Source organism: Shewanella gelidii (assembly GCF_014647855.1).
Classification (GTDB): Bacteria; Pseudomonadota; Gammaproteobacteria; order Enterobacterales; family Shewanellaceae; genus Shewanella; species Shewanella gelidii.
In genome coordinates, this window is the sequence record NZ_BMPZ01000002.1 from 1 (window position 1) to 25,556 (window position 25,556).

25 protein-coding genes and 1 tRNA gene are annotated in these 25,556 nt (G+C 44.2%); 5 read left to right on the forward strand and 21 right to left on the reverse strand.

Annotated elements, in window-relative coordinates:
* The first annotated feature begins 783 nt into the window (after positions 1–783).
* A tRNA-Trp gene (locus IEY18_RS03525) sits at positions 784–860 on the forward strand.
* 89 nt (positions 861–949) lie between these two features.
* Here the strand turns inward: IEY18_RS03525 and IEY18_RS03530 are convergent.
* Positions 950–2,425, reverse strand: a complete 1,476-nt coding sequence (locus tag IEY18_RS03530; protein WP_188917922.1) for a tetratricopeptide repeat protein — start codon at positions 2,423–2,425, stop codon at positions 950–952.
* A 394-nt stretch (positions 2,426–2,819) separates the two neighbouring features.
* On the opposite strand from IEY18_RS03530, the gene IEY18_RS03535 reads away from it, so the two are divergent.
* From IEY18_RS03535 to rimI, 3 genes are all read left to right on the forward strand, one after another.
* Positions 2,820–3,755 (forward strand): DUF4382 domain-containing protein, encoded by a 936-nt coding sequence (locus tag IEY18_RS03535; RefSeq protein ID WP_188917924.1) that lies wholly within the window; start codon positions 2,820–2,822, stop codon positions 3,753–3,755.
* A 137-nt stretch (positions 3,756–3,892) separates the two neighbouring features.
* A complete protein-coding gene (locus tag IEY18_RS03540; RefSeq protein ID WP_188917926.1) occupies positions 3,893–4,345 on the forward strand; it encodes a DNA polymerase III subunit psi in 453 nt (150 codons plus the stop codon).
* Positions 4,342–4,806, forward strand: coding sequence for a ribosomal protein S18-alanine N-acetyltransferase (rimI, locus tag IEY18_RS03545; RefSeq protein ID WP_188917928.1), 465 nt, complete (start codon positions 4,342–4,344; stop codon positions 4,804–4,806). Before IEY18_RS03540 ends, rimI begins: the two co-directional genes overlap by 4 nt.
* A 42-nt stretch (positions 4,807–4,848) precedes the next feature.
* Here the strand turns inward: rimI and lipA are convergent, their stop codons facing one another.
* The 14 genes from lipA to leuS form a co-directional block, all read right to left on the reverse strand.
* Entirely contained in the window at positions 4,849–5,814 is a 966-nt protein-coding gene (gene lipA / locus IEY18_RS03550) for a lipoyl synthase (protein WP_188917930.1), read from the reverse strand.
* Entirely contained in the window at positions 5,807–6,466 is a 660-nt protein-coding gene (lipB, locus tag IEY18_RS03555; RefSeq protein ID WP_188917933.1) for a lipoyl(octanoyl) transferase LipB, read from the reverse strand. The genes lipA and lipB overlap by 8 nt, the downstream gene beginning before the upstream one ends.
* A gap of 87 nt (positions 6,467–6,553) precedes the next feature.
* Complete coding sequence (gene ybeD, locus IEY18_RS03560) at positions 6,554–6,820, reverse strand: DUF493 family protein YbeD (RefSeq protein ID WP_188917936.1); 267 nt, start codon at positions 6,818–6,820, stop codon at positions 6,554–6,556.
* A gap of 121 nt (positions 6,821–6,941) precedes the next feature.
* The gene (locus tag IEY18_RS03565; protein WP_188917939.1) at positions 6,942–8,114 is read right to left on the reverse strand and encodes a serine hydrolase; all 1,173 of its coding nucleotides are present in this window, start codon (positions 8,112–8,114) and stop codon (positions 6,942–6,944) included.
* A gap of 96 nt (positions 8,115–8,210) precedes the next feature.
* Complete coding sequence (locus IEY18_RS03570) at positions 8,211–9,023, reverse strand: septal ring lytic transglycosylase RlpA family protein (RefSeq protein WP_188917941.1); 813 nt, start codon at positions 9,021–9,023, stop codon at positions 8,211–8,213.
* Positions 9,013–10,014, reverse strand: a complete 1,002-nt coding sequence (gene mltB / locus IEY18_RS03575) for a lytic murein transglycosylase B (RefSeq protein WP_188917943.1) — start codon at positions 10,012–10,014, stop codon at positions 9,013–9,015. The genes IEY18_RS03570 and mltB overlap by 11 nt, the downstream gene beginning before the upstream one ends.
* Positions 10,015–10,024: 10 nt before the next feature.
* Entirely contained in the window at positions 10,025–11,131 is a 1,107-nt protein-coding gene (gene rodA, locus IEY18_RS03580) for a rod shape-determining protein RodA (RefSeq protein WP_188917945.1), read from the reverse strand.
* Positions 11,131–12,984, reverse strand: coding sequence for a penicillin-binding protein 2 (gene mrdA, locus IEY18_RS03585; protein ID WP_188917947.1), 1,854 nt, complete (start codon positions 12,982–12,984; stop codon positions 11,131–11,133). Before mrdA ends, rodA begins: the two co-directional genes overlap by 1 nt.
* Positions 12,985–13,035: 51 nt before the next feature.
* Complete coding sequence (gene rlmH, locus IEY18_RS03590; RefSeq protein ID WP_188917949.1) at positions 13,036–13,506, reverse strand: 23S rRNA (pseudouridine(1915)-N(3))-methyltransferase RlmH; 471 nt, start codon at positions 13,504–13,506, stop codon at positions 13,036–13,038.
* A 4-nt stretch (positions 13,507–13,510) separates the two neighbouring features.
* Positions 13,511–13,834 (reverse strand): ribosome silencing factor, encoded by a 324-nt coding sequence (gene rsfS, locus IEY18_RS03595; protein WP_188917951.1) that lies wholly within the window; start codon positions 13,832–13,834, stop codon positions 13,511–13,513.
* Between the two features lie 106 nt (positions 13,835–13,940).
* Positions 13,941–14,564, reverse strand: a complete 624-nt coding sequence (gene nadD / locus IEY18_RS03600; RefSeq protein WP_188917953.1) for a nicotinate-nucleotide adenylyltransferase — start codon at positions 14,562–14,564, stop codon at positions 13,941–13,943.
* Between the two features lie 2 nt (positions 14,565–14,566).
* On the reverse strand, positions 14,567–15,598 hold the full coding sequence (gene holA / locus IEY18_RS03605) for a DNA polymerase III subunit delta (protein WP_188917955.1): 1,032 nt from the start codon (positions 15,596–15,598) through the stop codon (positions 14,567–14,569).
* The gene (locus tag IEY18_RS03610; protein ID WP_188917957.1) at positions 15,598–16,092 is read right to left on the reverse strand and encodes an LPS-assembly lipoprotein LptE; all 495 of its coding nucleotides are present in this window, start codon (positions 16,090–16,092) and stop codon (positions 15,598–15,600) included. Before IEY18_RS03610 ends, holA begins: the two co-directional genes overlap by 1 nt.
* Positions 16,093–16,125: 33 nt before the next feature.
* Positions 16,126–18,705 carry a leucine--tRNA ligase gene (leuS, locus tag IEY18_RS03615; protein WP_188917958.1) on the reverse strand — a complete coding sequence of 860 codons (2,580 nt, stop codon included), beginning with the start codon at positions 18,703–18,705 and terminating at the stop codon, positions 16,126–16,128.
* A 123-nt stretch (positions 18,706–18,828) separates the two neighbouring features.
* On the opposite strand from leuS, the gene IEY18_RS03620 reads away from it, so the two are divergent.
* A complete protein-coding gene (locus tag IEY18_RS03620) occupies positions 18,829–19,329 on the forward strand; it encodes a zinc ribbon-containing protein (protein WP_188917960.1) in 501 nt (166 codons plus the stop codon).
* Between the two features lie 137 nt (positions 19,330–19,466).
* On the opposite strand, the gene lnt is transcribed toward IEY18_RS03620, so the two are convergent.
* The 6 genes from lnt to IEY18_RS03650 all read right to left on the reverse strand — a co-directional run bounded on the left by lnt (position 19,467) and on the right by IEY18_RS03650 (position 25,462).
* Positions 19,467–21,047 carry an apolipoprotein N-acyltransferase gene (gene lnt, locus IEY18_RS03625; RefSeq protein WP_188917962.1) on the reverse strand — a complete coding sequence of 527 codons (1,581 nt, stop codon included), beginning with the start codon at positions 21,045–21,047 and terminating at the stop codon, positions 19,467–19,469.
* Between the two features lie 7 nt (positions 21,048–21,054).
* Positions 21,055–21,933 carry a CNNM family magnesium/cobalt transport protein CorC gene (corC, locus tag IEY18_RS03630; protein ID WP_188917964.1) on the reverse strand — a complete coding sequence of 293 codons (879 nt, stop codon included), beginning with the start codon at positions 21,931–21,933 and terminating at the stop codon, positions 21,055–21,057.
* A gap of 36 nt (positions 21,934–21,969) precedes the next feature.
* On the reverse strand, positions 21,970–22,446 hold the full coding sequence (gene ybeY / locus IEY18_RS03635; RefSeq protein WP_188919121.1) for an rRNA maturation RNase YbeY: 477 nt from the start codon (positions 22,444–22,446) through the stop codon (positions 21,970–21,972).
* The gene (locus IEY18_RS03640) at positions 22,433–23,464 is read right to left on the reverse strand and encodes a PhoH family protein (RefSeq protein WP_188917966.1); all 1,032 of its coding nucleotides are present in this window, start codon (positions 23,462–23,464) and stop codon (positions 22,433–22,435) included. Before IEY18_RS03640 ends, ybeY begins: the two co-directional genes overlap by 14 nt.
* Before the next feature lie 164 nt (positions 23,465–23,628).
* Entirely contained in the window at positions 23,629–25,053 is a 1,425-nt protein-coding gene (gene miaB, locus IEY18_RS03645; RefSeq protein ID WP_188917968.1) for a tRNA (N6-isopentenyl adenosine(37)-C2)-methylthiotransferase MiaB, read from the reverse strand.
* A gap of 94 nt (positions 25,054–25,147) precedes the next feature.
* Positions 25,148–25,462, reverse strand: coding sequence for a hypothetical protein (locus tag IEY18_RS03650; protein WP_188917970.1), 315 nt, complete (start codon positions 25,460–25,462; stop codon positions 25,148–25,150).
* Between the last annotated feature and the right edge of the window lie 94 nt (positions 25,463–25,556).

Consider the following 25,556-nt stretch of genomic DNA (forward strand, 5'->3'; position numbering starts at 1 on the left):
ATTCATTTCCAGGCGCCTAATTATTCTCGTAAGAGAAATGAGAAAGCCCGCTGCACTGCAGCGGGCTTTTTTGTGCGTGTTGTTTTTTAACGGGTCATCGATTTAGTGCATTTGTAAGCGATGTGAGCATAGTGATTAGAAAGCGGCTGCTGTCGTTTTGGGTAAAAAAGTGAATAATCGATGAAAAGCAGCTGAGTTCGTTGTTTTAAAGTGTGCAATTAAGCAGGTAGGGCAATACAAGCAATCTTGCCTAGCATTTCTCGAGCATCACCTTAATTAAAATAAAGCTTTTATTCTGCATGTAATAAATGACTAGCTTTTGAAGAACTCTGGGTCACAGATGCTTTGAAAGCTTTATATGTGCTGCTCTTGTGCGTAACAGTGACGAGATGAAAGGATAATGAGAGTCTTTTGTGGGCTAAGAGCGTTGATTTTAATGGCCTATGACGATTAAAGGGTCCTGCAGCTTTTACTCTTTTAGCGGGATCCTTAGATGATGGATACTAGTGCTTAATGCGTGGAATGTAGACGCAAGAGTGGTTCGGCCGGTTTTATTGAGAAGTGTGCAACAGTTTTATGTGGCAGTTATAAATTAAGACCACTTTTTTCGACGATTTAAAATCAAAGTTGTTTGTCATAAGAAAGTGTTTTCAATGCGCATTGCTAATGAAGTTCATATGCCTTATTAAAAAGCAAAGTGTCTGAAAAAGCCGCAGTTAAAGGGTTTTGCTAAAATAATGCTTTACCTTTATCCAAGCTTTTAGCATAATGCCCCACGTCAACAGGGGTGTAGTTCCAATTGGTAGAACAGCGGTCTCCAAAACCGATGGTTGCGGGTTCGAGTCCTGCCACCCCTGCCAAATTCTAGAAAGCCGAGCATTTGCTCGGCTTTTTGCTATTTGCTCGAAGCTGGCTAAGTTATAGAACGGCTTATTACCTGTAACTTCGGCTATGAGTTATTCAAATTACTAAACAAGATGGGCACAGTTTTTGGGGACAAATGGTGATCATCAATATGGTATTGAAGGTTACTTTTTCCTGCCGCATTCGTTAGCGAATAGACATCAAGTAGTGTCATTTTTTGGCCACGACATATTTCCCTAAGCACTTGATTATAATAATCGATAATATCAATAAAACCTTGTTGCTTGGGTTCATCTAGGGTTTCAATGCTCTGCGGGTGCGGAGCAGGAACGCCATATAGAATGATTTCAATTTCAAATGAGTCGGCGATACTTCTTAGCGCTTCAATATACTTGGTAAGCATGTCATTAATTACAGTTTTATAGTCCCTCTGAGACTTTAAGCTGTAAGGGTAAATACCTTCATCTGGTCGACAATCGATCTCTCCGAACCCAATGACCACCTTACTTCCTCGGGGAAGGTCTCTTAATAGAGACACTAAGCTCACTTGATACTTGTTTTCTTCCTCTTTCACAAAGTGAATAACCTTAGCGCCCATAATAAACAGTGATTTCACTCTGTAGTTTTCGTTCTTATAATTTATAGTTGTCCGATTTGGTGCAAAGCCATGACTCTCTGAGACAAAATAAATATCTTTCATTTCATCATTAGCTGTATAGCAATCTCTATATACACCAGAATCTTCGAGTGCTATGAGGTTTTTAATATATGTATGGAATACTCCAATATTCTTAATGTGCTTAGAGGGGGCTGGGAAGTGGTGAATAATTTCACTTAACTGCAACGCCTGCTTTGCTTCTTCTAAGTGGTTAAATAAGAAAAAAATGATGGTTTTACCAATGAGTAACGAACACAGCTGTTCGTCCGATAATTGCTGGCTTTGAATGCCTAAATCAGCAGTTTGTATTGCATCTTGGTAGCGATGCTGACTAAGGTGTAAGCTAAATAGTTGCCAATATGCATCGACTTTGGTTCGTCCTTTTTGATGTTTTTGTTGGACCTCTAAGGATTTAAGAAATGCAATTGCCGCATTTTCGAACTGCCCTCGGTCATAGTAAATAACACCTAAATGTAGCTGAAAATCAGAATTGGTTGCGTCTTGTAAAATCGCTTTTTTACAATAGTTCTCGGCTTCTTTTAGTTTGCCTTGGTTGTGCAAACAAATTGACAGGTTGTAATTTGCTTCGGGTAATAGGGGCTCAAGTGCAAGTGCTTTTTCAAAACAGCGGCTCGCGAGTGAGAAATCTTCTTGATCGAGGTAGATGTTGCCGAGGTTGCTATGAAATGAAGACTGCTGATCATTAATCGCTATCGCTTTTTTAAACGCAATAATGGCAGTTTCAAACTCTCCTTGTGCATAGTTGTTGAGAGCAACAATATGGATAGCATGGGCAAGTTTAGGTTTCTTTGCTAAAACCTTATTGCATAGTTCGAGGGATTCAGAATATTTAGCTTGTCGATATAAGGCTTCTGCGTTGGCTAAATTGCTTTGAATACTCATGCTGTATTGTCCCTGATAAGAGTTTGGCTTGGCTTCAGCTAACATATGTCAAAGAATTCTCATATGCAATGTCATATCGTCAGATAATCATGGACTTAGTGTGGCTACCTTTGTGGTAGAAATGCTTTCTGTTATTTGCATTAATCGGATTAAATGTATGTTTAACGACTTTTTCGTTTTCCTCTAATGAAACTATAAAAACACGCATTAACCATCGCGAATACCAAAGAATCCCTCAGAACCAAATATCGAGTTAAAGAATTTTTAATCAAAACTATCAGATGCTTAAATAATATTTAGGTGTATGAACCTTCATCTTAATGGTGACGGAGGTCACATTTTGCAACTGCTGCTTGGGTATGCTGATAAAGATCCCAACATGCAGGAGGCGAAGATGAATAAAGGTATTTTTGTTATTACGGCGGTTTCCGCTTTTGTTTTGTGTGCTTGTGACAGTAGTGATAAGCCGCAGACCGGCCAAGTTTCTATTGCGATTTCCGATGCTCCGATGTCCGGAGTCAATGAGGTGGGGATGGTTCTGGATCAGCTTGTTGTTCGAAATAAAAAGGGTGAACAATTAAAGTTTGATTTGCAAAATAAAGAGTTCAACTTATTGCAGTACCGGGGAATGGAAAGTAATCGAGTGCTAAACCAAGTTGAATTAAAAGTTGGTCAATATACCGATGCACACATTACCGTGAAACAAGGTGATGGTAACCAAGGCGCATATGTTGACAATGGCCTCGGCCGTCACGGCTTAGAAGTCGAAGCTGGGCAGTTACCTTTGCGTGATTTCCAAGTTAAAGGCGGACAACATCTTCAAATGACTATGGAAGTGAACTTGCACCAAGCGTTAACACAAACGCAGGATCGTTTTCAGTTAAGGCATCGCGGTATGTGGTCTGTAGATAATGCGGAAATGGGGCATTTGCGTGGTGATGTTGATGCGCAATGGATAGCCGATTGTGAAACTGACTATGCAGCCTCGGAAACCGATGGTGAATTTGGCCATTTGGCTTATCTGTATCCGGCCGAAGTGACAGAGATCAGCCAAATGAGTGATATCGCACCAGAAGCTCTTGAAGCATACACTTTGCCGATTTCTGTTGGGCCAGTATTTCAGGATCAACAGGGGATGTGGCATTTCACGATGGGGTATTTACCCGCAGGTAACTATCGAGTGGGATATACTTGTTTAGGCCATTTAGATGACCCAGAGGTAGACGATATTAGCACCGGGGACTTTAGCATGTTTAAAGATGCTGGTGAGGTTGTCGTGGAGGCAGGAACGCATGGCGGGCACTTAAATAAAATGGACTGTCAGGGTTAAACACTCGTCGTTGTTTTTAAACGGCCTACTAAGTTGAGTAGGCCGTTTTGATCATCGAATTTAAAAGTTCAATTTACCATCACTTAATCGATTCTGGACTGGTATGATAGTCGTAGTTCCAAACGATACGATGAAATATGTCACAGAAAAATCAATATTTAACTGCGATGGGGATCCCACTGTGGTTACCAGTAAACACTGAACAGAGTAATGAAGCTGATTTACCGGCAAGCCGACTCACAATCTTGATTGAGCCAAAAGGCGATGCAAAAGCCTTGCTGGCGCATCCGATAGTTTTATCTGTATTGATGGAATTGGAACTTAGGGTTAGTGACTGCATTGTGATGACGTCGGATCAAAAAGAGTTGCTCTATGATAAAACCATGCTCTGGGATATGACTCTGCCTCCTAATCGCTTGCAAGCGGAGGGGGTGCACTCAGGTAGTCAAGCCATAGCAGCTGGTTTAGCAAACCCTAGCAAGTTGATACTGACGCCAGAGATATCTTGCTTGATGGAAGGCAGCGTCCATAAGCGACAGTTATGGCAACAAGTGACCTTATTGAAAGAGCAGTTGGATTGCCGTAAATGACTCGCCCCATTGACTTTGAACCGCTTCACTTGACTCATGCGGCTGTGATGCATCAAATTGAAACCGAGGCGACAGCGTTCCCACTGAGCTTAACAGCCATACAAAGTTGTTTTGGTGCTTTGTATCAAGTCACAGGCGCTTATCGTAATAACGAGTTGCTCGGGTTTACTATTGTGCATCAAGTGTTTGAAGAAGCGACATTGATGGATATTTGTGTTTCTAAAAATGCTCAAGGTAGTGGGATTGGCAAACGCTTGCTACAAGATGCGATTGAGCATCTTCAGAATAAGCAGTGTGAAGTCTTGATGCTCGAAGTTCGGGCGTCGAATCAACAGGCGATCAATTTATATCGTGGATTAGGCTTTGAACAGATTGGTGTTCGGCAAAATTATTATCGAACCCATGAAGGTAAAGAAGATGCTGTTCTGATGAATTTAGAGATAAAAAAAATAGCACCTTAAGGTGCTATTTTTATTTGATTGATATCCGACAGAGCAAAAGGTTTATTTAATTTCTTTGCCTTGTGCTTGTAAATCTGCATGATAGCTAGATCGTACCATTGGACCGCAAGCAGCATGAGTAAATCCAATGCTTTCAGCATAAACTTTAAATTCATCAAACTCTGCTGGCGGAACATATCGCTCAACGGGTAAGTGAAATTTTGAGGGCTGCAAATATTGCCCTAGGGTTAACATCTCTACGTTGTGTGCTCTCAAGTCCCTTAGGACTTGCATAATTTCTTCATTGGTTTCACCCAGTCCAAGCATTAAGCCTGACTTTGTGGGAACGTTAGGGTGACGTTCTTTAAACTTTTTAAGTAAGTCTAGTGACCATTCATATTTAGCACCTGGACGAGCCTTACGATAATGTGTAGGCGCTGTTTCTAAGTTGTGATTAAAGACATCTGGCGGCTCAGTTGCCAATATGTCTAGGGCTGCATCAATTCGTCCTCGGAAATCAGGGACTAAAGTTTCTATTTGAATTTGTGGATTCAAAGCTCGAATTTCTCGGATGCAATCAGCAAAATGTTGTGCGCCACCATCTCGAAGATCATCACGGTCGACAGATGTGATCACCACATATTTCAATTTCATATCGCGAATGGTTCGTGCGAGTTTTTTAGGCTCTTCTGCATCTGGCTTTAAAGGTCGGCCATGGGCGACATCGCAAAATGGGCAGCGGCGCGTACATATTGCACCAAGGATCATAAATGTAGCTGTGCCATGGTTGAAGCATTCAGCTAGGTTTGGGCAAGAAGCTTCTTCACAAACTGAGTGCAGACCATTTTTTCTCAATGCTTGCTTAATATCTGTAATTCTTTGGTTTGACGCTGGGAGTTTAACTCTCAACCAGTCAGGTTTGCGAAGCATCGTCTCTCTTTGAGATGGAACCACTTTGACAGGGATACGTGCGACTTTTTCGGCATCACGTAGTTTTACGCCGGGCTGTAATTTCTCTGGTCTATTCATATAAGTTCGCGAGTCCTTGATGATGAACAAGGGCCTGATAGCCCATAATATCGCTAAAAGTTTGAGTCAATTTGTCTGCAGCTTCAGCTACCGTAGCAGGGCCTAACAGAGCTTTGGTTTGCACCATTTCTAACCCGGCGTAGCCGCATGGGTTGATCCGCTGAAATGGGCTCATATCCATATCAACATTCAGCGCCAAACCATGGAAAGAGCAGCCTTTACGAATTCTTAAACCAAGAGAAGCGACTTTTTTATCATCGACGTAGACTCCTGGTGCATCAGGCTTGGGGTAAGCATGTACTTTATATTGGGCTAGCATTTGTACAATGGCTTGCTCAATATTGGTGACAAACTGACGCACACCGATTTGCCGGCGCTTGATATTGATTAATGGATACATAACAAGTTGGCCGGGACCGTGATAGGTGACTTGCCCGCCACGATCCACCTGAATGACTGGAATATCGCCAGGATTTAAGAGGTGTTCTTCTTTTCCTGCTTGGCCTTGAGTAAAAACGGGTGGGTGTTCTACAATCCAGAGCTGATCGAAGCTTTCACTGTCACGCGTATCAGTATATTCCTGCATGGCTCGCCACACTGACTCATAGTCTTGGTGTTGCAAATTGCGGACATGTAGAGTGTCTTGAAGCAAGGGCTACTTCTCCCTCAAATTGGTGAACGGCCATTATACGTCTAACGCGACCAAAGTGTAAGATAGATCACACTTTTAGGACTTGAATTAAAGTACGCGTTTCACACCTTCAATAGCAGCAAGCTCAATGTAGAGCTTCTCTACCTGCTCCTTACTGACCACTTTAACGCGAATGGTAACAGAGTGATAACTGCCTTTGCTGGAGGCTTTGGTTGTCGGGGCATAATCGCCAGCGACGTGGGTTTGTACGACAGATACAACGTCATCAGCTAATGAGTCACGCGCGTCGCCAACAACCTTAAATGGAAATGAGCAAGGGAACTCCATGAGTTCATCAAATTTTGTGTTTAGCATGGTCTTGTCTTCTTAATCAGCTTGATGGCTAGGATATGGTGATAGAGTATACCGAATTCAAGGGGAAGGCTTGAAACAAAAAAAGCCGCCAAAAGGCAGCTTTTTGGTTGCGCCTGTCTGCTTAGCTAAAGAGGCCATCAAAAAGCTGCTTGAAGTAATCGAGTAATTGACTAAACCAGCTGCCTTCGTTCACCTCTTGAAGCGTGACTAATGGGAATTGTGCGATATCTTTTCCATTTAATTGGAAGTAGATGCGGCCAACCGTTTCACCTTTCGCAATCGGTGCATTGAGTTCGGTCGTTAATTCATAGTTCGCTTGCAAGTTTTTTGCCTCGCCACGGCTAATCGTGATCGGAGTATCTGTTATGACACCCAAATCGATGGTTTCTTTGTCACCGTACCAGATCTTCTGGCTAACGAAACTGTCACCCGCTTTGTATGGCGTGAACGTTTCGAAAAAGCGGAAGCCATAGTTTAGAAGCTTTTTGCTCTCAGCTTTACGAGCGGATTCACTTTTTGTGCCCAACACAACGGAAATTAGGCGCATATCATCTTTAGTCGCCGAGGCCACTAGGTTGTAGCCTGCACCAGACGTGTGGCCGGTTTTGATACCGTCGACGTTGAGACTATTGTCCCATAGTAATCCATTGCGGTTATATTGCTTGATGCCATTAAAGGTAAACTTTTTCTCGCTATAAATTCGGTACTCTTCAGGTACATCGCGAATTAGCGCAGCACCTAACAATGCCATATCATAGGCGGTAGACTTGTGATTATCAGAGTCAAGACCATGGGAGTTTTCAAAGAAGCTGTCTTTCATATTTAGCTGACCAGCCCATGAGTTCATCAAATCAACAAACGCATCTTCTGTTCCTGCAATATGTTCAGCCATGGCCACACAGGCGTCGTTACCTGATTGAATAATAATGCCTCGGTTGAGTTTTTCGACCGTCACCTTCTTACCGACTTCAATAAACATTTTTGAAGAATCTGGAAAGTTTTTCGACCATGCTTTCTTCGAAATGGTCACTTCATCACTGGGCGTGATATTGCCGACTTTAATCTCATGGCCAATGACATAGCTGGTCATCATCTTGGTTAAGCTGGCCGGGTTGAGACTTTCATAGGCATTGCTTTCCGCAATAACTCGCCCTGAATTATAATCCATCAAAATGTAAGCTTTTGCGGCAACGTTAGGAGCATCGGGAATTACGACAGGAGTCGCAACAGAAGAGGCCGAAGCACTAGCTAACACAAAGATTGCGGCAATATTGCGTTTAAGTTTGTTCATCATTTAATTAATACGTCTTTTTAATATTTTAGGTGTCGGAAACACGCGAAGTATAACATTAGTCGACACTTTAATTGGAATAAGGTTCCGTGAAAAGGCTTAGTTATTGATTAAGTCTTCTGATTGACTTGCTTTGGTATCATGAACAATGAAGCTTTGTGGGTACCCTAGTTGCTTCATTTCATCCATGACGCTTGCGGCGAGCGTATCGCTAGAAAAGGGACCCAGCTGTAGTTTATGTAGTTGACCGTTGGATTGAACTCGAGACTCAAGCTGTTGCTCTTGCTTCATTTTACTTGATAAACGGGTCACTTTGGCTTTATCTGCTGAAACGAATACCTGAACAAATTTAAGCTTTTCAGGTTGCTGCAATGCTTGCTCGACCGGGCTTGGAAAGTAAATCACTTCCATACGAATGTTTGCTGTGCCCGTTTTGAGCATACCAAGGTGATGGGCTGCAGCATAAGAAACATCGAGAATACGGTTTCCATGAAATGGGCCGCGGTCATTAACTCGAACAATCACTTGTTTATTATTCGCTAAATTGGTGACTTTTGCATAGCTAGGGAGGGGCAAGGTCTTATGAGCCGCCGACATAGAATACATATCATATACTTCACCGTTGGAAGTTAAATGCCCGTGAAATTTTGCTCCATACCATGAAGCCGTCCCTGTTGCTTTGAAGTTTTCACCCGACTTCATCACTTGATACGATTTACCCCGTACGGTGTAATTTTTATTACCTCCGCGACTATATGGCTCATATTTCGGGTGCGCATTCTCAACTAGGGAAACGTCTGGGGCATTTGTCGGCGCTTTATCATTACTCATTTTATAACGGCTTGGAGTTGAGCAAGCAGTTTGCATGACGATGAGTATCAAAACCGCGAGAGTGAGAAGATTACTGCGCATGATAAGCTCGCTTGAGTTGTTGGCTAAATTGCAGAGCCGCCATGGCGTAGAGTGGGCTATGGTTGTAACGTGTTATCACGTAAAAATTCTTTAAACCAAGCCAGTAGTCGGTCTTATGCTTCTGTTCAAGTGCAATTAACATCCCCTTTTGATTGATATCAATATCCTTCGCTTTTGCTAAGGAAAGTTGGGGGGACAAAATATCTGATACTCGATAATGTAATCGCTCTCCTGACCAGACTTTCGTTTTTGGTTTTTCTGGAGTGCTTCCGATTTGCTCAAGAGGAAGCGCGACAGCTTCACCCATTTTCCAGCCGTGGCGATGAAAATAATTAGCGACACTACCGATCGCATCTACCGGGCTATTCAAAATATCGCGTTTGCCGTCACCGTCAAAATCGACCGCATAATGTCTATAACTCGAAGAAATAAACTGTCCGTATCCCATGGCACCCGCATAGGAACCTTTCAGTTCTTCCATATTGAGCTGTTCTTCATCTACTAGCTTTAGAAACTCAGCGAGCTCAGAACGAAAAAACTTGGCTCTCGGCGGATAATAAAACCCGAGGGTGTACAGTGCATCTAGCACTTTATGTTTGCCCTTGTATTGACCGTAAAAGGTTTCAATACCAATGATTGCGACGATAATTTCAGGATCAACATTGTATTGTTTGGAAGCATTCGTAATTGCTTGGTGATGGGTGTCCCAAAATTCGAGGCCTGCAGCTAAACGTTTATCGGTGAGGAATATTGGATGATATTGGTGCCAAGGCTTGGCTTCCCAGGGTTTACTGATTGAGTCAATAATTGCTTGGCTGTATTGGGCTTTTTCGAGCGCATCTTTGATCTTTTCAGGATCAACTGTCGTTGAGGTTGTGCGCACAAATTGTTTTTTTAATACTTCAATGCTTTGTGATTCCGCGTGAGCTGGAGCTGCTAACCATAAAACTGTGCCAAGTAAAGCACTGCTGAGTATTAAAAACTTGCTCATGAATTCCTTCCTATCTATCAATAAAGCGTCGATGTGTTTGAATGCTCATTAGAATGCCAAACCCTGTCATTAAAGTCAGCATTGATGTTCCACCATAACTAATTAACGGCAAAGGCACACCTACAACTGGTAGGATGCCCGAAACCATCCCCATATTGACAAAGATATAGACAAAAAAAGTTAAGGTGATGCTACCCGCTAATAAGCGCGCAAAACTGGTTTGGGCTCTCGATGCGATAACCAGACCACGGCCAATGATATAAAGATATAGCGCTAGGAGCAGTATGCTTCCCATTAAGCCAAACTCTTCTCCTACCACAGCAAAGATAAAGTCGGTATGTCGCTCAGGTAAAAACTCTAGTTGCGACTGTGTGCCTTGGAGCCAACCTTTGCCCCAAACTCCACCGGAACCAATTGCAATTTTGGACTGGATAATATGATAGCCCGCACCTAACGGATCTTTCTCAGGATCGAGTAGCGTTAGCACTCGTGTTCTTTGATAATCATGCATCAAAAAGAACCACAACACCGGGAGCATGGCTAATATCACGGCGATAAAACCAAGCACAATGGCCCAGCTCATTCCCGAAAGGAACAGCACAAATATGCCGGAAGCCGCCACCAAAATCGAGGTGCCTAAATCAGGCTGCTTAGCAATGAGCAACGTGGGAATTAATAGGATGACTCCAGCGACCGCAAGGTGACGCTTTTTAGGGGGAAGTGGGTGCTTACTGATATACCAGGCCATGGTAATGGGAAAGGCGAGTTTAATTAGCTCGGAAGGTTGAAACTCCATAAAGCCCAGGTTCAACCAGCGCTGTGCGCCCTTGTTTACTTCACCAAAAAAATGAACACCAAGGAGCAAAATGATGCCCGCGATATAAATGGGTAAGGCCCAACGTTTAAGTATTTCAGGATTGATTTGCGCAACACAAAACATGATGGCAATGCCGAGCCCCATGCGAACTAACTGTCGTTCCATTAAGGCGAGATTCTCGCCTCCGGCGGAATAGATAACAAATAAACCAAAGCCCATTAAGGCGAGTAGGCCCGAAAGTAAAGGCAGGTCGATATGAATGCGGTGCCAAAAACTAGGCCTGCTTGGATGCGCGCTCATTATTTTTTACTCCACTGATCTCGAAGCATATATTCGTCTAACAATGCGCGAGCAACTGGACCTGCATTGACGCCACCCCAGCCAGCATTTTCTAGAACAACGGCGAGTACGATTTGCGGTTTTTCAAAAGGCGCATAAGCGATAATCAAAGCATTATCACGTAGGAATTCGTCAACACTATCGGCATCGTATTTTGCATCTTCTGCGACACTAAAGATTTGTGCGGTACCCGTTTTCATCGCGGCAGTATATGTTGCATCTGCAAATCGAGACTTTTCCGCAGTCTTTCTCATCGAGCGATTGATGATTTCCCAATTGTTTGGGTTTTTAAGCGCAATGGGTGCTTGTTCATCTAGCGGTGTTTCAATACGAGCGGTTTTGTCTTCAATTGACTTCAGCAAGTGCGGTGTAAATCGTTTGCCGTCATTTGCCAAAATAGCTGTTGCATTGGCAAGCTGCAACGGCGTTGTGGTCCAGTAGCCTTGGCCAATTCCGACCGAAATTGTGTCACCAATGTACCATGGTTGGTTGTAACGCATTCGCTTCCAATCCCTTGATGGCATAATGCCAGCGGACTCTTCATACAGATCGATCCCAGTATTCTGACCAAAACCAAAAGGATCCATAAAGCTCGATATCTTATCGATACCCAGCTTATAAGCAGAGTCATAAAAATATGTATCACAGGAGTTGACGATCGAATCGTGAATATTTACCCAGCCGTGTCCCCATTTGCGCCAGTCGCGATACTTACGCTCGACACCTGGAATTTGCCAGTAACCAGGATCATGGATACGGGTATTTTCTGAGACGACTTTTTCTTCCAATGCAAGCAGGCCTAAATGAGGTTTTACCGTGGATGCAGGTGCGTACTGCCCCTGTGTTGCACGATTAATCAGAGGTCGAGATGCATCGTTCAGTAGCTGGTGGTATGACTTACGACTAATGCCATGGACAAATTGGTTTGGGTCGTAGCTAGGGCTCGAGACCATGGCTAAAATGCCACCGTCATTGGGGTCAATGGCGACGACTGAGCCGCGTCGTCCATCTAATAATTCGACCGCTTTTTGTTGTAGTTTGAGGTCTAAGGTTAGGTGGATATCTTGTCCTGGCTCAGGCTGAACTACTTTTAGCGTGCGAATGGTTCGACCACGATTATTGACCTCTTCTTCAAGATGCCCTGGTTTACCGTGAAGCAGTGTCTCATAAAATTTCTCGACGCCTTGCTTACCAATATCTTTGGTTGCTGCATAGTTTTGCCAGAGATTGTTTCGTTCTAAGCGTGCTCGGTCTTTGGTGTTGATTTTGCCGACGTACCCCAGAACATGGGTCATCAAGCCATCATAAGGGTAGTGGCGCTTTAGGCCTGCATTGACTTTAAATCCTGGGAATTTATGTTGATTCACGCTAAATAGTGCGACTTGATCTTCGGTCAGCCGGCTTTTTATGGTCATCGGTTTAAATCGGCGATGGTACTTTAGAGAGCGTTTTAAACTTTCAATATCTTCTTCTGAAATCGGGATCAGAGTGCCCAGCTCGATAAGGCTTTGATCAATGTCTTTTACTTTCTCAGGAACCATTTCAATGGAATAAAACGGCTGGTTTTCCGCCAAAAGCTGACCGTGTCGGTCGTAAATAAGTCCACGGCTTGGCGCAACGGGAACGACGCGGATACGGTTGTCATTCGAGCGCGTTTGATAATCTTGATGCGAAGTGACTTGTAAGTGGTATAGGTTGCCAAACAAAATGCCGAGCATGATCACCACACAGCAAAACGTAAATAGTGCACGCCGCTTGAACAAAGATGCTTCGGCAGCATGGTTGTGCATGGCAACTCGCTTTTTTGGCGACACTAATGGCTCTCCATTTTCAGTACGTCAACTCATTGAACGAGTACTTGGGTTTTATTCCCTATGGTAAGGGTGATTATTATTGATGCTCCAGCCACGATAAAGACTTTCTGCAACGAGCACTCGAACCAATGGGTGTGGCAGCGTGAGTGCTGACAAGCACCAGCTTTGGCTAGCCGCTTGTTTACAAGCAGGCGCTAAGCCTTCTGGGCCGCCAATGAGCAAACTGACATCTCTACCATCAAGCTGCCATTGGCTCATCACTTTCGCAAGTTCAGGCGTTGTCCAATTCTTCCCTGGCAGATCAAGGCTAACAATATGGTTCCCTTTGGGGATAGCTGCGAGCATAAGCTCGCCTTCTTTTTGCAAAATTCTAGCGATATCTGCGTTTTTTCCGCGTTTCCCTGCTGGAATTTCAATAAGCTCAAGGCTCATATCCCGAGGAAAGCGGCGTTGATATTCGCGAAACCCTGTTTCTACCCAAGCTGGCATCTTGGTGCCCACAGCAACCAATTGCATTTTCATTTGATTATTGCTCTGACCAAAGCTTTTCTAGCTGGTAGAAGTCGCGCGTTTGATCTTGCATCACGTGCAATACGACATCACCTAGGTCGACTAAAACCCATTCACTACTTTCACGGCCTTCTACGCCCAGCGGCTGCATGTCTGCATTTTTAGCTTCAACGACAAGATTCTCTGCAATTGCTTTGACGTGAGTTTTTGATGTGCCAGAGCAAATCACCATAAAATCACAAATATTGCTTTGTTCAGATACGTCAAGAACGACGACATCACGGGCTTTTAGGTCTTCGATTTTGTCTACGACAAACTGTTTCAGTTCTAGGTTGTTCACATTCATCTCATTAAATTTTAATAAAGCGCCGTAGTATACCAGTTAACCTACTGTGGATGGTAGTTTGATATTGCTGGTGTGGCACTCGTTGTGGTGACTGGTGTTTTTAACGATACAGTTGGTGTTTCAGGATGTACTCGAGTACACAACTTGGAACGGCGTTCTCCGGGATGTGACCCTGAGATAGGCTTTGTCTGACATCGGTGGAGCTGAAAGGTTGTGGTGTAATTTCTACTGGGATAATTGCACCCACCTGCGGAATTTGGCGGCCTAATTTGACTTGTCTTGCTTTTAATGTCGGATAGATTTGAGCGCTTGTTTGAAGCTCCCATCCTTCGCGTTGACAGACAACAATATTGGAAAGCTCAACGATCTGTTGCCATTGGTGCCAATGGGGGAGTGAGACAAAAGAGTCCATGCCCATTATGAAGAAAAATTGGTGTTCTGGGTACAGAGCCGAAAGTTGCGCCAATGTAATACTAGTATAAGAAGGTTTATCTCGATTGGCTTCGATATCGCAAAGAGTAAATCCTGAGATGGTATTGCATAGTTGCTGAACCATGGCAAGGCGGTGTTTGGTCGACACTCGTGTTGTGGTTTTATGCGGAGGAATATGGTTAGGCATTAACCAAACTTCGTCCAAAGAAAGTTGCTGCATAACTTCTTGAGCGGGACGAATGTGGCCAAAATGGATTGGGTCGAATGTACCGCCTAAGATCCCAATTCGCATGCTTAGTCAGCCTCTATATGGGCAAGGTGTGAGTGCGCATTTGGGTCGAAGAGAAGGCATAAATGGCTGATGCCTATCCAATCTTCAATCCCTTGTTGTTTTAACTTCAACTCAAGTGTAGAAGCAAAGGCCAGCATAGTTTCAATATGATTGTGCTCGAGCCTGAGTAAGGCGGCCTGGTAAAGTGATTTTCTTTTATCCCAAATACGATGCTTTTGCCAAAGGTTAGATTGTGCATCCCCTTGAGCAGTCGCTACTTTGAGTTCAAATAACAAACTGATTTCTTTGAGGAGAGACCAAAACAAAATTGCAACAGCGGTACCTTCTGCTTGCAACTGCCTTAGGATATGCATTGCTTTGTCTTGCTGATTGAGTAATAGGGCATCTGTAAGCTGGAAGACACTAAATCGAGATTGATCTTCAAAATACTGGCTAAGTTGCTGGCTATTGATGCTTGAACTTGGGTTCAGTAAGCAAAGAAGCTGCAAGGCTTGATCGGCAGCGAGTAAATTCCCTTCATATAAAGAATTGAGTAACGCTTTCGCATCGGTATCTATAGTGAGTTTAAAGTGCTGAATTCTAGCGTCGAGCCAGCGCTGAAATTGTTGCCCTTCAGGAGTGGCACAAGGTAAGTAAATTCCTTGGCTATCGAGACATTTGAACCATTTGCTTTTGGTTTGCTCTTGCGCCAATTTAGGGCCATGAACAATTAAAATTAGATCTGGATTTGGTGACTGCATCAACGCTTGAAGCACTTTTGAACCTTCCGCTCCAGGTTTTGCTTGTGGCAGGGAGAGTTCAATAATACGGCGGCTAGCAAACAGGCTCATTGATTGCCACTCTTGGATTAATTCATCCCAGCTAAAGCCTGTTTCTTGTTCGAGCTGTACCCGTTCTTCAAATCCCTGCTGTTTAGCAAAGCCCAATATTTGTTGCTTCGCTGTATCGACAAGATAGGGGTCATTGCCAAACACAAGGTAACACTGTTTAGGTTTGTCTAAGTGCCGAATGAGCTGATCCGGATAGACCCGCATTAATCTTCCTTGATTGCTGAGAGGTTTTGAATAATTTGATCAGCAGCTTGTATACGCATTTCTTTGAGTAAGAGCTCCATTTCTCGGCTTTTGGCAAGTGCCGTGCGTGGATCATCAAGGTAGTCTCTGCGAATATCAACCTCAAACTCCTGCGGTTCTTTGCCGGGAAGGGTAACGGTAAACTGCACTTGATAGATCAGTTCATATTCCGCGACATTACCTGTGGGGTACAAAGAGAGTGTTGAACGTTCAAGAGAGTCCCGAACTAAACGCAACGTTGGTGTCTGTTGATCGTGAGCGGTCAACGTAACACTGTTTAGTCTGAGGCGTTCACGAACAAGACGTGTGAGTTCGCTATATTGATCTTGGCTGGTTAGGTGCAAAGTTTCTAACGACTGCGGGATAGAGTATGTCCCCTGAAGTGAGAAACCGCAGCCAGCACTGGTCATTAAGACCAGTGCTATCATTGCGAAACCAATGCTTCTTATTTGCATAAGCTAATCGCTTTTCCTTGTTTTTTTTACAAGTTAGTTGGCAACTATATTGAGTAGTTTACCAGGTACGTAAATGACCTTACGAACGGTCTTGCCTTCGGTATGTTTGATGACGTGCTCATCCGCAAGCCCGAGTGCTTCAACTTGATCTTTCGTTGCATCTGCAGCGACGGTAATTTTAGCGCGTAATTTCCCGTTTACCTGAACAATAATGAGCTTGCTGTCTTCAACTAATGCAGATTCATCGACTGTTGGCCAAAGGCTTTCTTCAATCGCAGTGTCATTACCGAGCGCTTGCCATAGTGTAAAGCTTGCATGTGGTGTGATTGGGTAGAGCAAACGAACAATAGCCATCAGCGCTTCTTGAATAATCGCGCGATCCTGTGTGCTCTCTTGCGGTGCTTTTTGCAAATGGTTCATCAGCTCCATAATGGCCGCAATGGCAGTATTGAACATTTGGCGACGTTCAATATCATCGGTGACTTTTGCAATGGTTTTGTGGAGCTCTCGGCGAAGGGCTTTTTGGTTTGCATTGAGAGCTTTTACATCCAATGCTTCTGTTGTGCCGAGTGCGATATGATCGTTTGCCAGCTTCCACACGCGCTTAAGGAAACGGTGAGCACCTTCTACACTTGATTCTTGCCATTCCAGTGTCAATTCTGGTGGGGCAGCAAACATCATAAATAGACGTACGGTATCTGCGCCATATTTATCCACCATTTCTTGGGGGTCGATACCATTGTTTTTGGACTTCGACATTTTGCTCATGCCGGTATAAACAAGCTCGTTACCATCTTTATCGATAGCTTTTATGAGCTTGCCTTTTTCGTCACGCTCAATCGTTTCTACGTCAGCTGGAGAAACCCACTCACGGCCACCTTTTTCGTTGGTGTAGTAATAAGCATCTGCCAGAACCATACCCTGAGTCAGGAGTTTTTTGGCTGGCTCGTCAGAGTTTACCAAATCCATATCGCGAAGCAGTTTATGGAAGAAGCGGAAATAGAGTAGATGCATACAAGCGTGTTCAATACCGCCAATATACTGATCTACAGGCAGCCAATAGTTTGCTTTGGCAGGATCGAGCATTTGGTCAGCGTGTGGGCTACAGTAACGGGCGTAATACCACGACGACTCCATAAAGGTATCGAAGGTGTCCGTTTCACGGAGCGCATCTTGACCATTGACTTGGGTTTTCGCCCACTCCTTATCGGCTTTGATTGGGCTTTGAATGCCATCCATGACGACATTTTCAGGAAGTACGACCGGCAATTGCTCTTCGGGCGTTGGCATTACTGTACCATCTTCCAAAGTAACCATTGGGATTGGAGCACCCCAATAACGCTGACGGGAGACACCCCAGTCACGTAAGCGGAAGTTCACTTGGCGCTTGCCTTTGCCTAAGCTCGAGAGCTTGGCATCAATCGCATCAAATGCGCCTTGGAAATCTAGGCCATCAAACTCACCAGAGTTAAATAAAATGCCTTTTTCGGTATATGCTTCTTCGCTAATATCGACGGCTTCTGTTTCTGGCTTAATCACGGCTTCAATAGGAAGCTGATACTTGGTCGCAAATTCATAATCACGTTGATCATGACCTGGAACCGACATCACAGCACCAGTGCCATAATTCATCAGTACAAAGTTTGCAGCCCAAATTGGCACTTGTTTACCCGTTAATGGATGTACAGCGTAGAGTCCAGTGGCGACACCTTTTTTCTCCATTGCAGCCATGGCCGCTTCCGTGGTATCAGCGTTTTTACACTCTTCGACAAATGCAGCAAGCTCAGGGTTATTTTCTGCGGCCTTCAGTGCCAGAGGGTGCGTGCCTGCGACGGCAACATAGGTGACACCCATGACTGTATCCGGGCGTGTCGTATAGATATCGAAGCTTTCATCGCTATCTGCGACGTCGAAAGTCATTTCAATACCTTCACTTCTGCCTATCCAGTTGCGCTGCATCGCTTTGACTTGTTCAGGCCAACCGTCTAGGTTGTCGATATCATTTAGAAGCTCTTCCGCATATGCAGTAATCTTAATGAACCATTGCGGGATCTCTTTTTGCACCACTTCGGTATCGCAGCGCCAGCAACATCCGTCTTGAACCTGTTCATTTGCCAATACCGTTTGGTCATTCGGGCACCAGTTCACCGAGGCCGTTTTTTTGTACACTAAACCTTTTTCGTAAAGTTTCGTGAAGAACCATTGCTCCCAGCGATAATATTCAGGTGTGCAGGTTGCAACTTCACGACTCCAGTCATAACCAAAACCCAAGAGTTTGAGCTGGTTTTTCATGTAGTCGATATTTTCGTAGGTCCATGGTGCTGGTGCTGTTTTGTTATTAATCGCTGCATTTTCAGCTGGCAAGCCAAAAGAATCCCAGCCGATCGGCTGCAGAACGTTTTTCCCTTGCAGGCGCTGGAAGCGTGCAACCACGTCACCGATTGTATAGTTACGAACGTGTCCCATGTGTAAACGACCAGAAGGGTACGGGAACATGGACAGGCAATAGTACTTCTCTTTATTCGGATCTTCGGTGACTTCAAAAGTTTTTGATTTCTCCCAGTATGCTTGTACTGAGGCTTCAATCTCTGAGGGATTATATTGTTCTTGCATTGATCTATTTTCCGGCAATGCCGCCTATTGTTTGATCTTGCGCTGAAAGTCGCGCAATTTAGATCTGCATAGAATAAACTAGAAGTGACTCTTTAAAAAGGTTCCTATGACGGAGTATTGGCCATGAGCGAAAGAAGTTCTAAGTTATTAGCCTTGTATGATGTGTTATTAGATCAAGTAAAGTTACTGTATAAGAATGACAAGTCACTGACCCAGAAGGATTTGTTTGATTCGGTTACCTCTGGGAAGGACTATTTATTAGTGAAAGCCGACTCGCAAGCCGATGAGTTAGCTTTGGTCGAACAATTTTTAAAGCGTGATATTGCGAGCTTTTTACAGCAGCAAAATGAGTATGTGTTAAGCCATAGCCCGATGTTGATGGCTGTAGAAAATACTTTATGGCATTGGTTGGGTGAAATTACCGATAAAAGTCAGGTTGAATGGCATGAGCTTGCCCAAGACTTTAAGCATCATGGGTATTATGAGAGTGGCGAGATCGTAAATCAGGGAACCATGGTGTGTACCGGATGCGGCCATGAAACCAATATTGAATTTCCTTCTGTAATTTTGGACTGCACCGAGTGTGAAGGCAAGGAGTTCACTCGCGAGCAACTACAACCGTAATTGAGGCTAGACAGCGTCGTGTGTGACTTTGTGATTTTAGAAATTCGAAATCCCAAAGTCGCAGACGCTATTATTATTGTAGGGTTGAGTGCTGACTTTATATAAGTAAAGGTGTGCTTCAGGCTGAACCCACAAATTTATTGAGCGCGTATTGTTGATTTTGTGCTGATCAATTGAGCGATGATCGCAATCATCATGAGAAGCATGCTTAACAAAAGAACAGGCCATTGGCCGAATTTTGTAAACCAAGTCTTACCGGAGACAAGTTCTACTTCTTGTCGTAAAACGCCCGCTTCAAATTGAGGCAGACTGCTTAGAATTTTTCCCTGATGGTCGACAACGGCCGTGACCCCAGTATTTGTCGCCCGAAGTAACGGACGCCCCAACTCAACTGCCCGCATTTGCGCTATCTCCATGTGCTGCAAAGGCCCATTCGAGGCGCCAAACCAAGCATCGTTCGACACAGTGACTAATAAATCGGTATCGTGATGAACATTTGCACGCAGCTGCTCGGGGAAGGCTATTTCATAGCAAATGGCAGGTGCAACTTTGAGACCCGCAGCGCGAAGATTCGGCTGTTGATAGTTTCCGCGATTAAAAGAAGACATTGGCAGATTAAAAAATGGAGCGAGCGGGCGGAGAAGATCCTCAAAAGGCACAAATTCACCGACCACTAAAAGGTGATTTTTGTCGTACAGGTTATCTCGATTTTCGATATCGGTTCGGTCAAAGGGCGCACGATAATCGGCTTGCGCTTGTCGTTTATGATTATAATTACCAAGTACAACGAGGGCATTGTAAAATTCATCGTTTTCTTGGCGAATAATACCGGTAATGATGGCGTTGTCGTTTAAATTTGCGACTTGACTCGCATTGTCTAGAAACTCACCAACAAAGTGTTCTGGCGCCGGTATCGCGGCTTCTGGCCATAGCAGTAGATCCGCGTCTAGATGCTCTCGAGATAGATCCATATACTTGAGCATTGTTGGCCATAATGCCTCAGGCTCCCACTTCATATTCTGTGCAACATTCCCTTGCACCAAAGCTGCAGAGATGGTTTTGCCTGTTGTCTGAATTTGGCCGATGAAGGGGTGTATATAAACAGCACCGATCAGTGCAATACTAACCCCCAAAGCCGGAAGTAGGCGCTTTTGAAAAATGAGACTTACTGCGCCTGCCAGCGTTATTCCAATAAAGCTAAGGCCAAGAGCGCCAACTAAACTTGCTAGTGGTTGTAGCGGAGAATTCGTAAAGCTATATCCAGCCCACAGCCATGGGAACCCGGTTAGCACCCAGCCTCGTAACCACTCGGTTACAACCCATATCGATGGAAATAAAAAGAGAACTTGATAGCTCGAAGGCGCACACTTTCGTGGAGCTAACCTTGCAAATAAATACCCTGCAAGTGCGGGGTAAATTGCAAGATACATTGCCAGTAAAGCCATCAACAATACCGAGACGACGATTGGCATTCCACCAAAGCGATCCATGACCACATGCACCCAGCTAATACCGACGGCAAAACAGCCAAAGCCAAAACTGAGCCAATGCAGGAAAGCTTGTTTTGGAGAAAGGCCATGGCTAAGGTGAAGTGTGACAGCAACTGCCAGCAGATAGATAGGCCAAATCTGATAAGGTGCAAAAGCAAGGGCCGTACTTGCGCCAGCTGTGAAAGCCGCCGCAAGTCGCCACCATGATGTGAGATTGATTTTCGACAAAGGGGAGTTAGTCTTCTAGTTCGTCTTCTTGGCAGTCGTCTGGTAGCTTAACTCTGAGTTGGATAAGCCGCCTTGTATCTGCACTGATGACTTTGAATTCAATGCCGTTAATAATGATTTGTTCATTTCGTTCGGGTAAATGGCCAAAAGCGTGTGAGACCATACCGCCTATTGTGTCGAACTCTTCATCGCTAAATTTAGTGCCAAACTCTTCATTGAAATCGTCAATCTCAGTCAGAGCCTTAATCATATAGACCTTATTTCCGACCTTACGAATTTCTAAATCATCACTACTGTCATGATCGAACTCATCTTCAATCTCGCCGACGATTTCTTCAAGGATGTCTTCAATTGTAATCAGGCCCGAGACTCCACCGTATTCATCGACAACAATGGCCATATGGTAACGTTGGCTACGAAACTCTTTGAGCAATACATCAACACGCTTACTTTCGGGGACAACGACTGCAGGGCGAATAATTTCAGGAAGTGAAAATGGAGTTTCACTATTATTAAATCCATACTGGATCAAATCTTTCGCGAGTAATATGCCTTCAATGTGGTCTTTGTCTTCATTAACGACAGGAAAGCGGGAGTGCGCGGAGCCAATGACGGTAGAAATAACTTCTTCTACAGTGTTCGTAACTTGAATAGCAACGATTTGCGCTCTTGGGATCATAATATCTCGGACTCTTAGATCTGAGACTTCAAGAACACCTTTAATCATTTCACGAGTATCTTCGGTGATAACATCACGCTCTTCTGCGTCTTGGATCACTTCAACTAGATCTTCGCGATTTTGTGGTTCGCCCTGAAATAACTGGGTTACTTTTTCAAGCCAGCCTCTCTTTTGGGCGCTGCTACTCGGGGGGAGGTCGTCACTCATAATTTACTCATAGTAAAAAGGTATTCTCTTTACTACTTATTGCTCCTTGTATGGGTCAAAAAATCCTAAGCCTTCAATGAGTTGGGTTTCTATCGCTTCCATCTCTTCGGCTTCAATATCATCAATATGGTCATACCCTAGCAGATGCAGACAACCATGTACAACCATGTGTGCCCAGTGCGCTTCTAGGGGTTTATTCTGCTGCATTGCTTCTCGTTTTACCACAGCAGCACAAATAATCAAATCTCCAATTAATGGCAGTTCAATTCCCTGCGGTGCTTCAAAGGGAAATGACAGCACATTTGTTGGTTTATCTTTGCCGCGATAACTCCCATTGAGCTGTTGGCTTTCTGCTTCATCGACGATACGAATCGTCAGCTCTACCTTGGGCATCGCTTGACCAATGGCGATGGTCACCCAGTGTTCCAGCTGTTGTTGGGTCGGGAGATTTGACTCTTGGCTTGCCACTTGAACATCGAGGAATAGCTCAAGTGATTGGCTATTGCTGCTCATCATTGAGTTTCTCTTTTTGTGCTTCAGCTTTTGCGCGTTGTACTTTTTGATCGTGGTGATCGTAAGCCTCAACAATACGAGCCACAACTGGGTGTCGAACAACATCCTGCGCTTGGAAGAAATTAAAGCTGACTTCTTCTACATTTTTCAGCACTTCAATCGCATGCCGTAAGCCTGAGCGTTGCCCTCTAGGTAAATCGCTTTGGGTAATATCGCCGGTGATCACTGCGCGTGAATTAAAGCCAATCCGGGTTAAGAACATTTTCATTTGTTCAACCGTTGTATTTTGGCTTTCATCGAGAATAATAAATGCTTCATTTAATGTACGACCTCGCATATATGCGAGCGGTGCAACCTCAATGACATTGCGCTCAATAAGACGCTCAACTTTTTCGAACCCCATCATTTCGAACAATGCGTCATAGAGCGGCCGTAAATAAGGATCTACCTTCTGGCTTAGATCTCCTGGTAAAAAGCCAAGTTTTTCTCCTGCTTCGACCGCAGGGCGGGTTAACAGAATACGGCGGACTTCTTGGCGTTCAAGTGCGTCAACCGCAGCGGCAACTGCAAGATATGTTTTCCCTGTACCCGCAGGTCCAACGCCAAACGTGATGTCATGACGCACAATGTTTGCAACATATTGACTTTGATTTGGATTGCGGGGTTTGATAACACCGCGCTTGGTTTTGATATAGAGTTCTTTGTTTTCACCCATATCTTCACTTTCAAGCGCAATGGCCTCTTGAATTGCTACATGAACCTGATCAGGCTCCAAATCGGGCGTACTGCCTTTAACGGGTTGTGTTTCTACGTACAGACTCTTCAGTAAATTGTTTGCATTGAGACTGTTACGAGGTAGACCAACAATTTTGAAATGATTGTTTTTATAGCTAATTTCGACACCGATTCTGCGTTCTAATTGCTTGATGTTGTCATCAAATGGCCCACATAGGGAAGCGAGGCGTCGATTGTCGGCAGGTTCAAGGTAAAGATTGAGCGTAGTAAGCTTGTTGGACAAAGAGTGCTCCGTTGGTGTCATCTAAAAAATTGGTTCGCTATGTTCAGTGTACGTATCGATGGGTTTGATTGCCACTGACTTTTTGGCTGAATCGTATAAAAAATGGCTCATATAAAAAGGCGACATTTGCCGCCTCATTTTATGTTTTACGCTTCAATGATTGTTTATGGCGTATAAGTGGTGACGCCAAGGTCATCTTCAGTTCGGTGCTTGGCCACAATATCTTCTGGTCGCAAGCTTCGGCGCAAATCCATTTCGTCTTCACCGCGAACAAATACACCTCTTAATGAGTTGGTGTACACATCAACGATTTCGACATCAACGAATCCACCAATATGTTTGCGGTCAGCTTCAAAATTTACAACTCGGTTGTTTTCAGTGCGGCCACGCAATTCCATGGGATTTTTAACAGAAGGCCCTTCGACTAAAATTCGCTGTACTGTGCCCATCATTTGGCGGCTATAGCGCAATGCTTGTTGTGTAATGCGGTCTTGCAAAATGGCGAGTCGCTGCTTTTTTTCTTCCATGTCGACATCATCTGGAAGATCGGCTGCTGGCGTTCCTGGGCGAGCGCTGTAGATAAAACTAAAGCTATGGTCAAACGCGACATCTTCAATGAGCTTCATCGTGTCCGCAAAATCTTGTTGGGATTCGCCAGGGAAGCCGACAATGAAGTCAGAGCTAATCAATATATCTGGACGCGCTTTGCGAAGTCTGCGAATAATTGATTTATATTCGATAGCCATATGGCCACGCTTCATTTGTGTGAGAATACGATCAGAGCCGGTTTGAACAGGCAAGTGTAAGAAACTCACTAACTCAGGCGTATCTTCATAAACATCAATGATATCTTGACTGAATTCGATAGGGTGGCTGGTGGTAAATCGCAAGCGATCGATACCGTCGATTGCGGCAATGTATCGAAGTAATTCTGCAAAGGTGCAAATATCATCATCATGGGTTGCGCCACGATAAGCGTTAACGTTTTGGCCAAGTAAGTTGACTTCTCGAACGCCCTGTTCTGCAAGCTGAGCAACTTCAAGGATGACGTCATCTAGAGGACGGCTGACTTCTTCACCACGGGTGTAGGGAACAACGCAGAACGAACAGTACTTACTACAGCCTTCCATGATTGAAACAAATGCTGATGGTCCTTCTGCCTTTGGCTCAGGGAGTCGATCAAACTTCTCGATTTCAGGAAACGTCACATCAATAACTGCTTTTTCGCCACGTTCAACCTGCTGAAGCATTTCTGGTAAGCGGTGCAGAGTCTGAGGGCCAAAAATAATGTCTACACATTGCGCGCGATCTTTGATCGCTTTGCCTTCTTGTGACGCTACACAGCCGCCAACACCGATAATCAGTGATGGCTTTTTGTCTTTGAGAGTTTTCCAGCGGCCGAGCTGATGAAACACTTTTTCCTGGGCTTTTTCACGAATCGAGCAGGTGTTAAGCAGTAATACATCCGCTTCTTCCGCTTCTTCTGTCAAGGTATAGCCTTGATAGTCATCTAGCAGGTCTGCCATTTTTGATGAGTCATACTCATTCATTTGGCAGCCCCAGGTTTTGATATGGAGTTTCTTACTCATCAGCTTGCGTCACTCTTAACACCTCAAAAAATAGCGCGACATTTTACCCTCTGAAGGTGCTGCTGACCAGTCTATTTACCATATTTACGTTGAATCACTCTGAAACCTGTGATAACCACACTTGGGCTAAGTGTTTATTTTGCTGTTGCGCCATGATGTTGGGTTCAACAACTACACCAAAATCTTTTGCCATTTCCAGTGAGTTATCTCGCGCTTGATCATAGATTTGTTGGGTTAGCTCTAACCTCAGTAAAGCAATGGTTTCCGTGGTGTGGACATATAAGGCATAATCCACAGGATCTCGGTGGGTGACTTTGATGACCTCGATATCTTGTTCAGCGTAAGCAACTTGGCTGACAATCAGTAAACTAGCAGCGACAACAATGTTACGTGGGCTAAAGGTTTTCATCCGATCCTCTCTTAGCGACTATCGCGTTGATTGATGTAAACGAGCTAAAAGTTATCTCGTACATACATTGGACACTTTCAGTGTATCGTTTAGT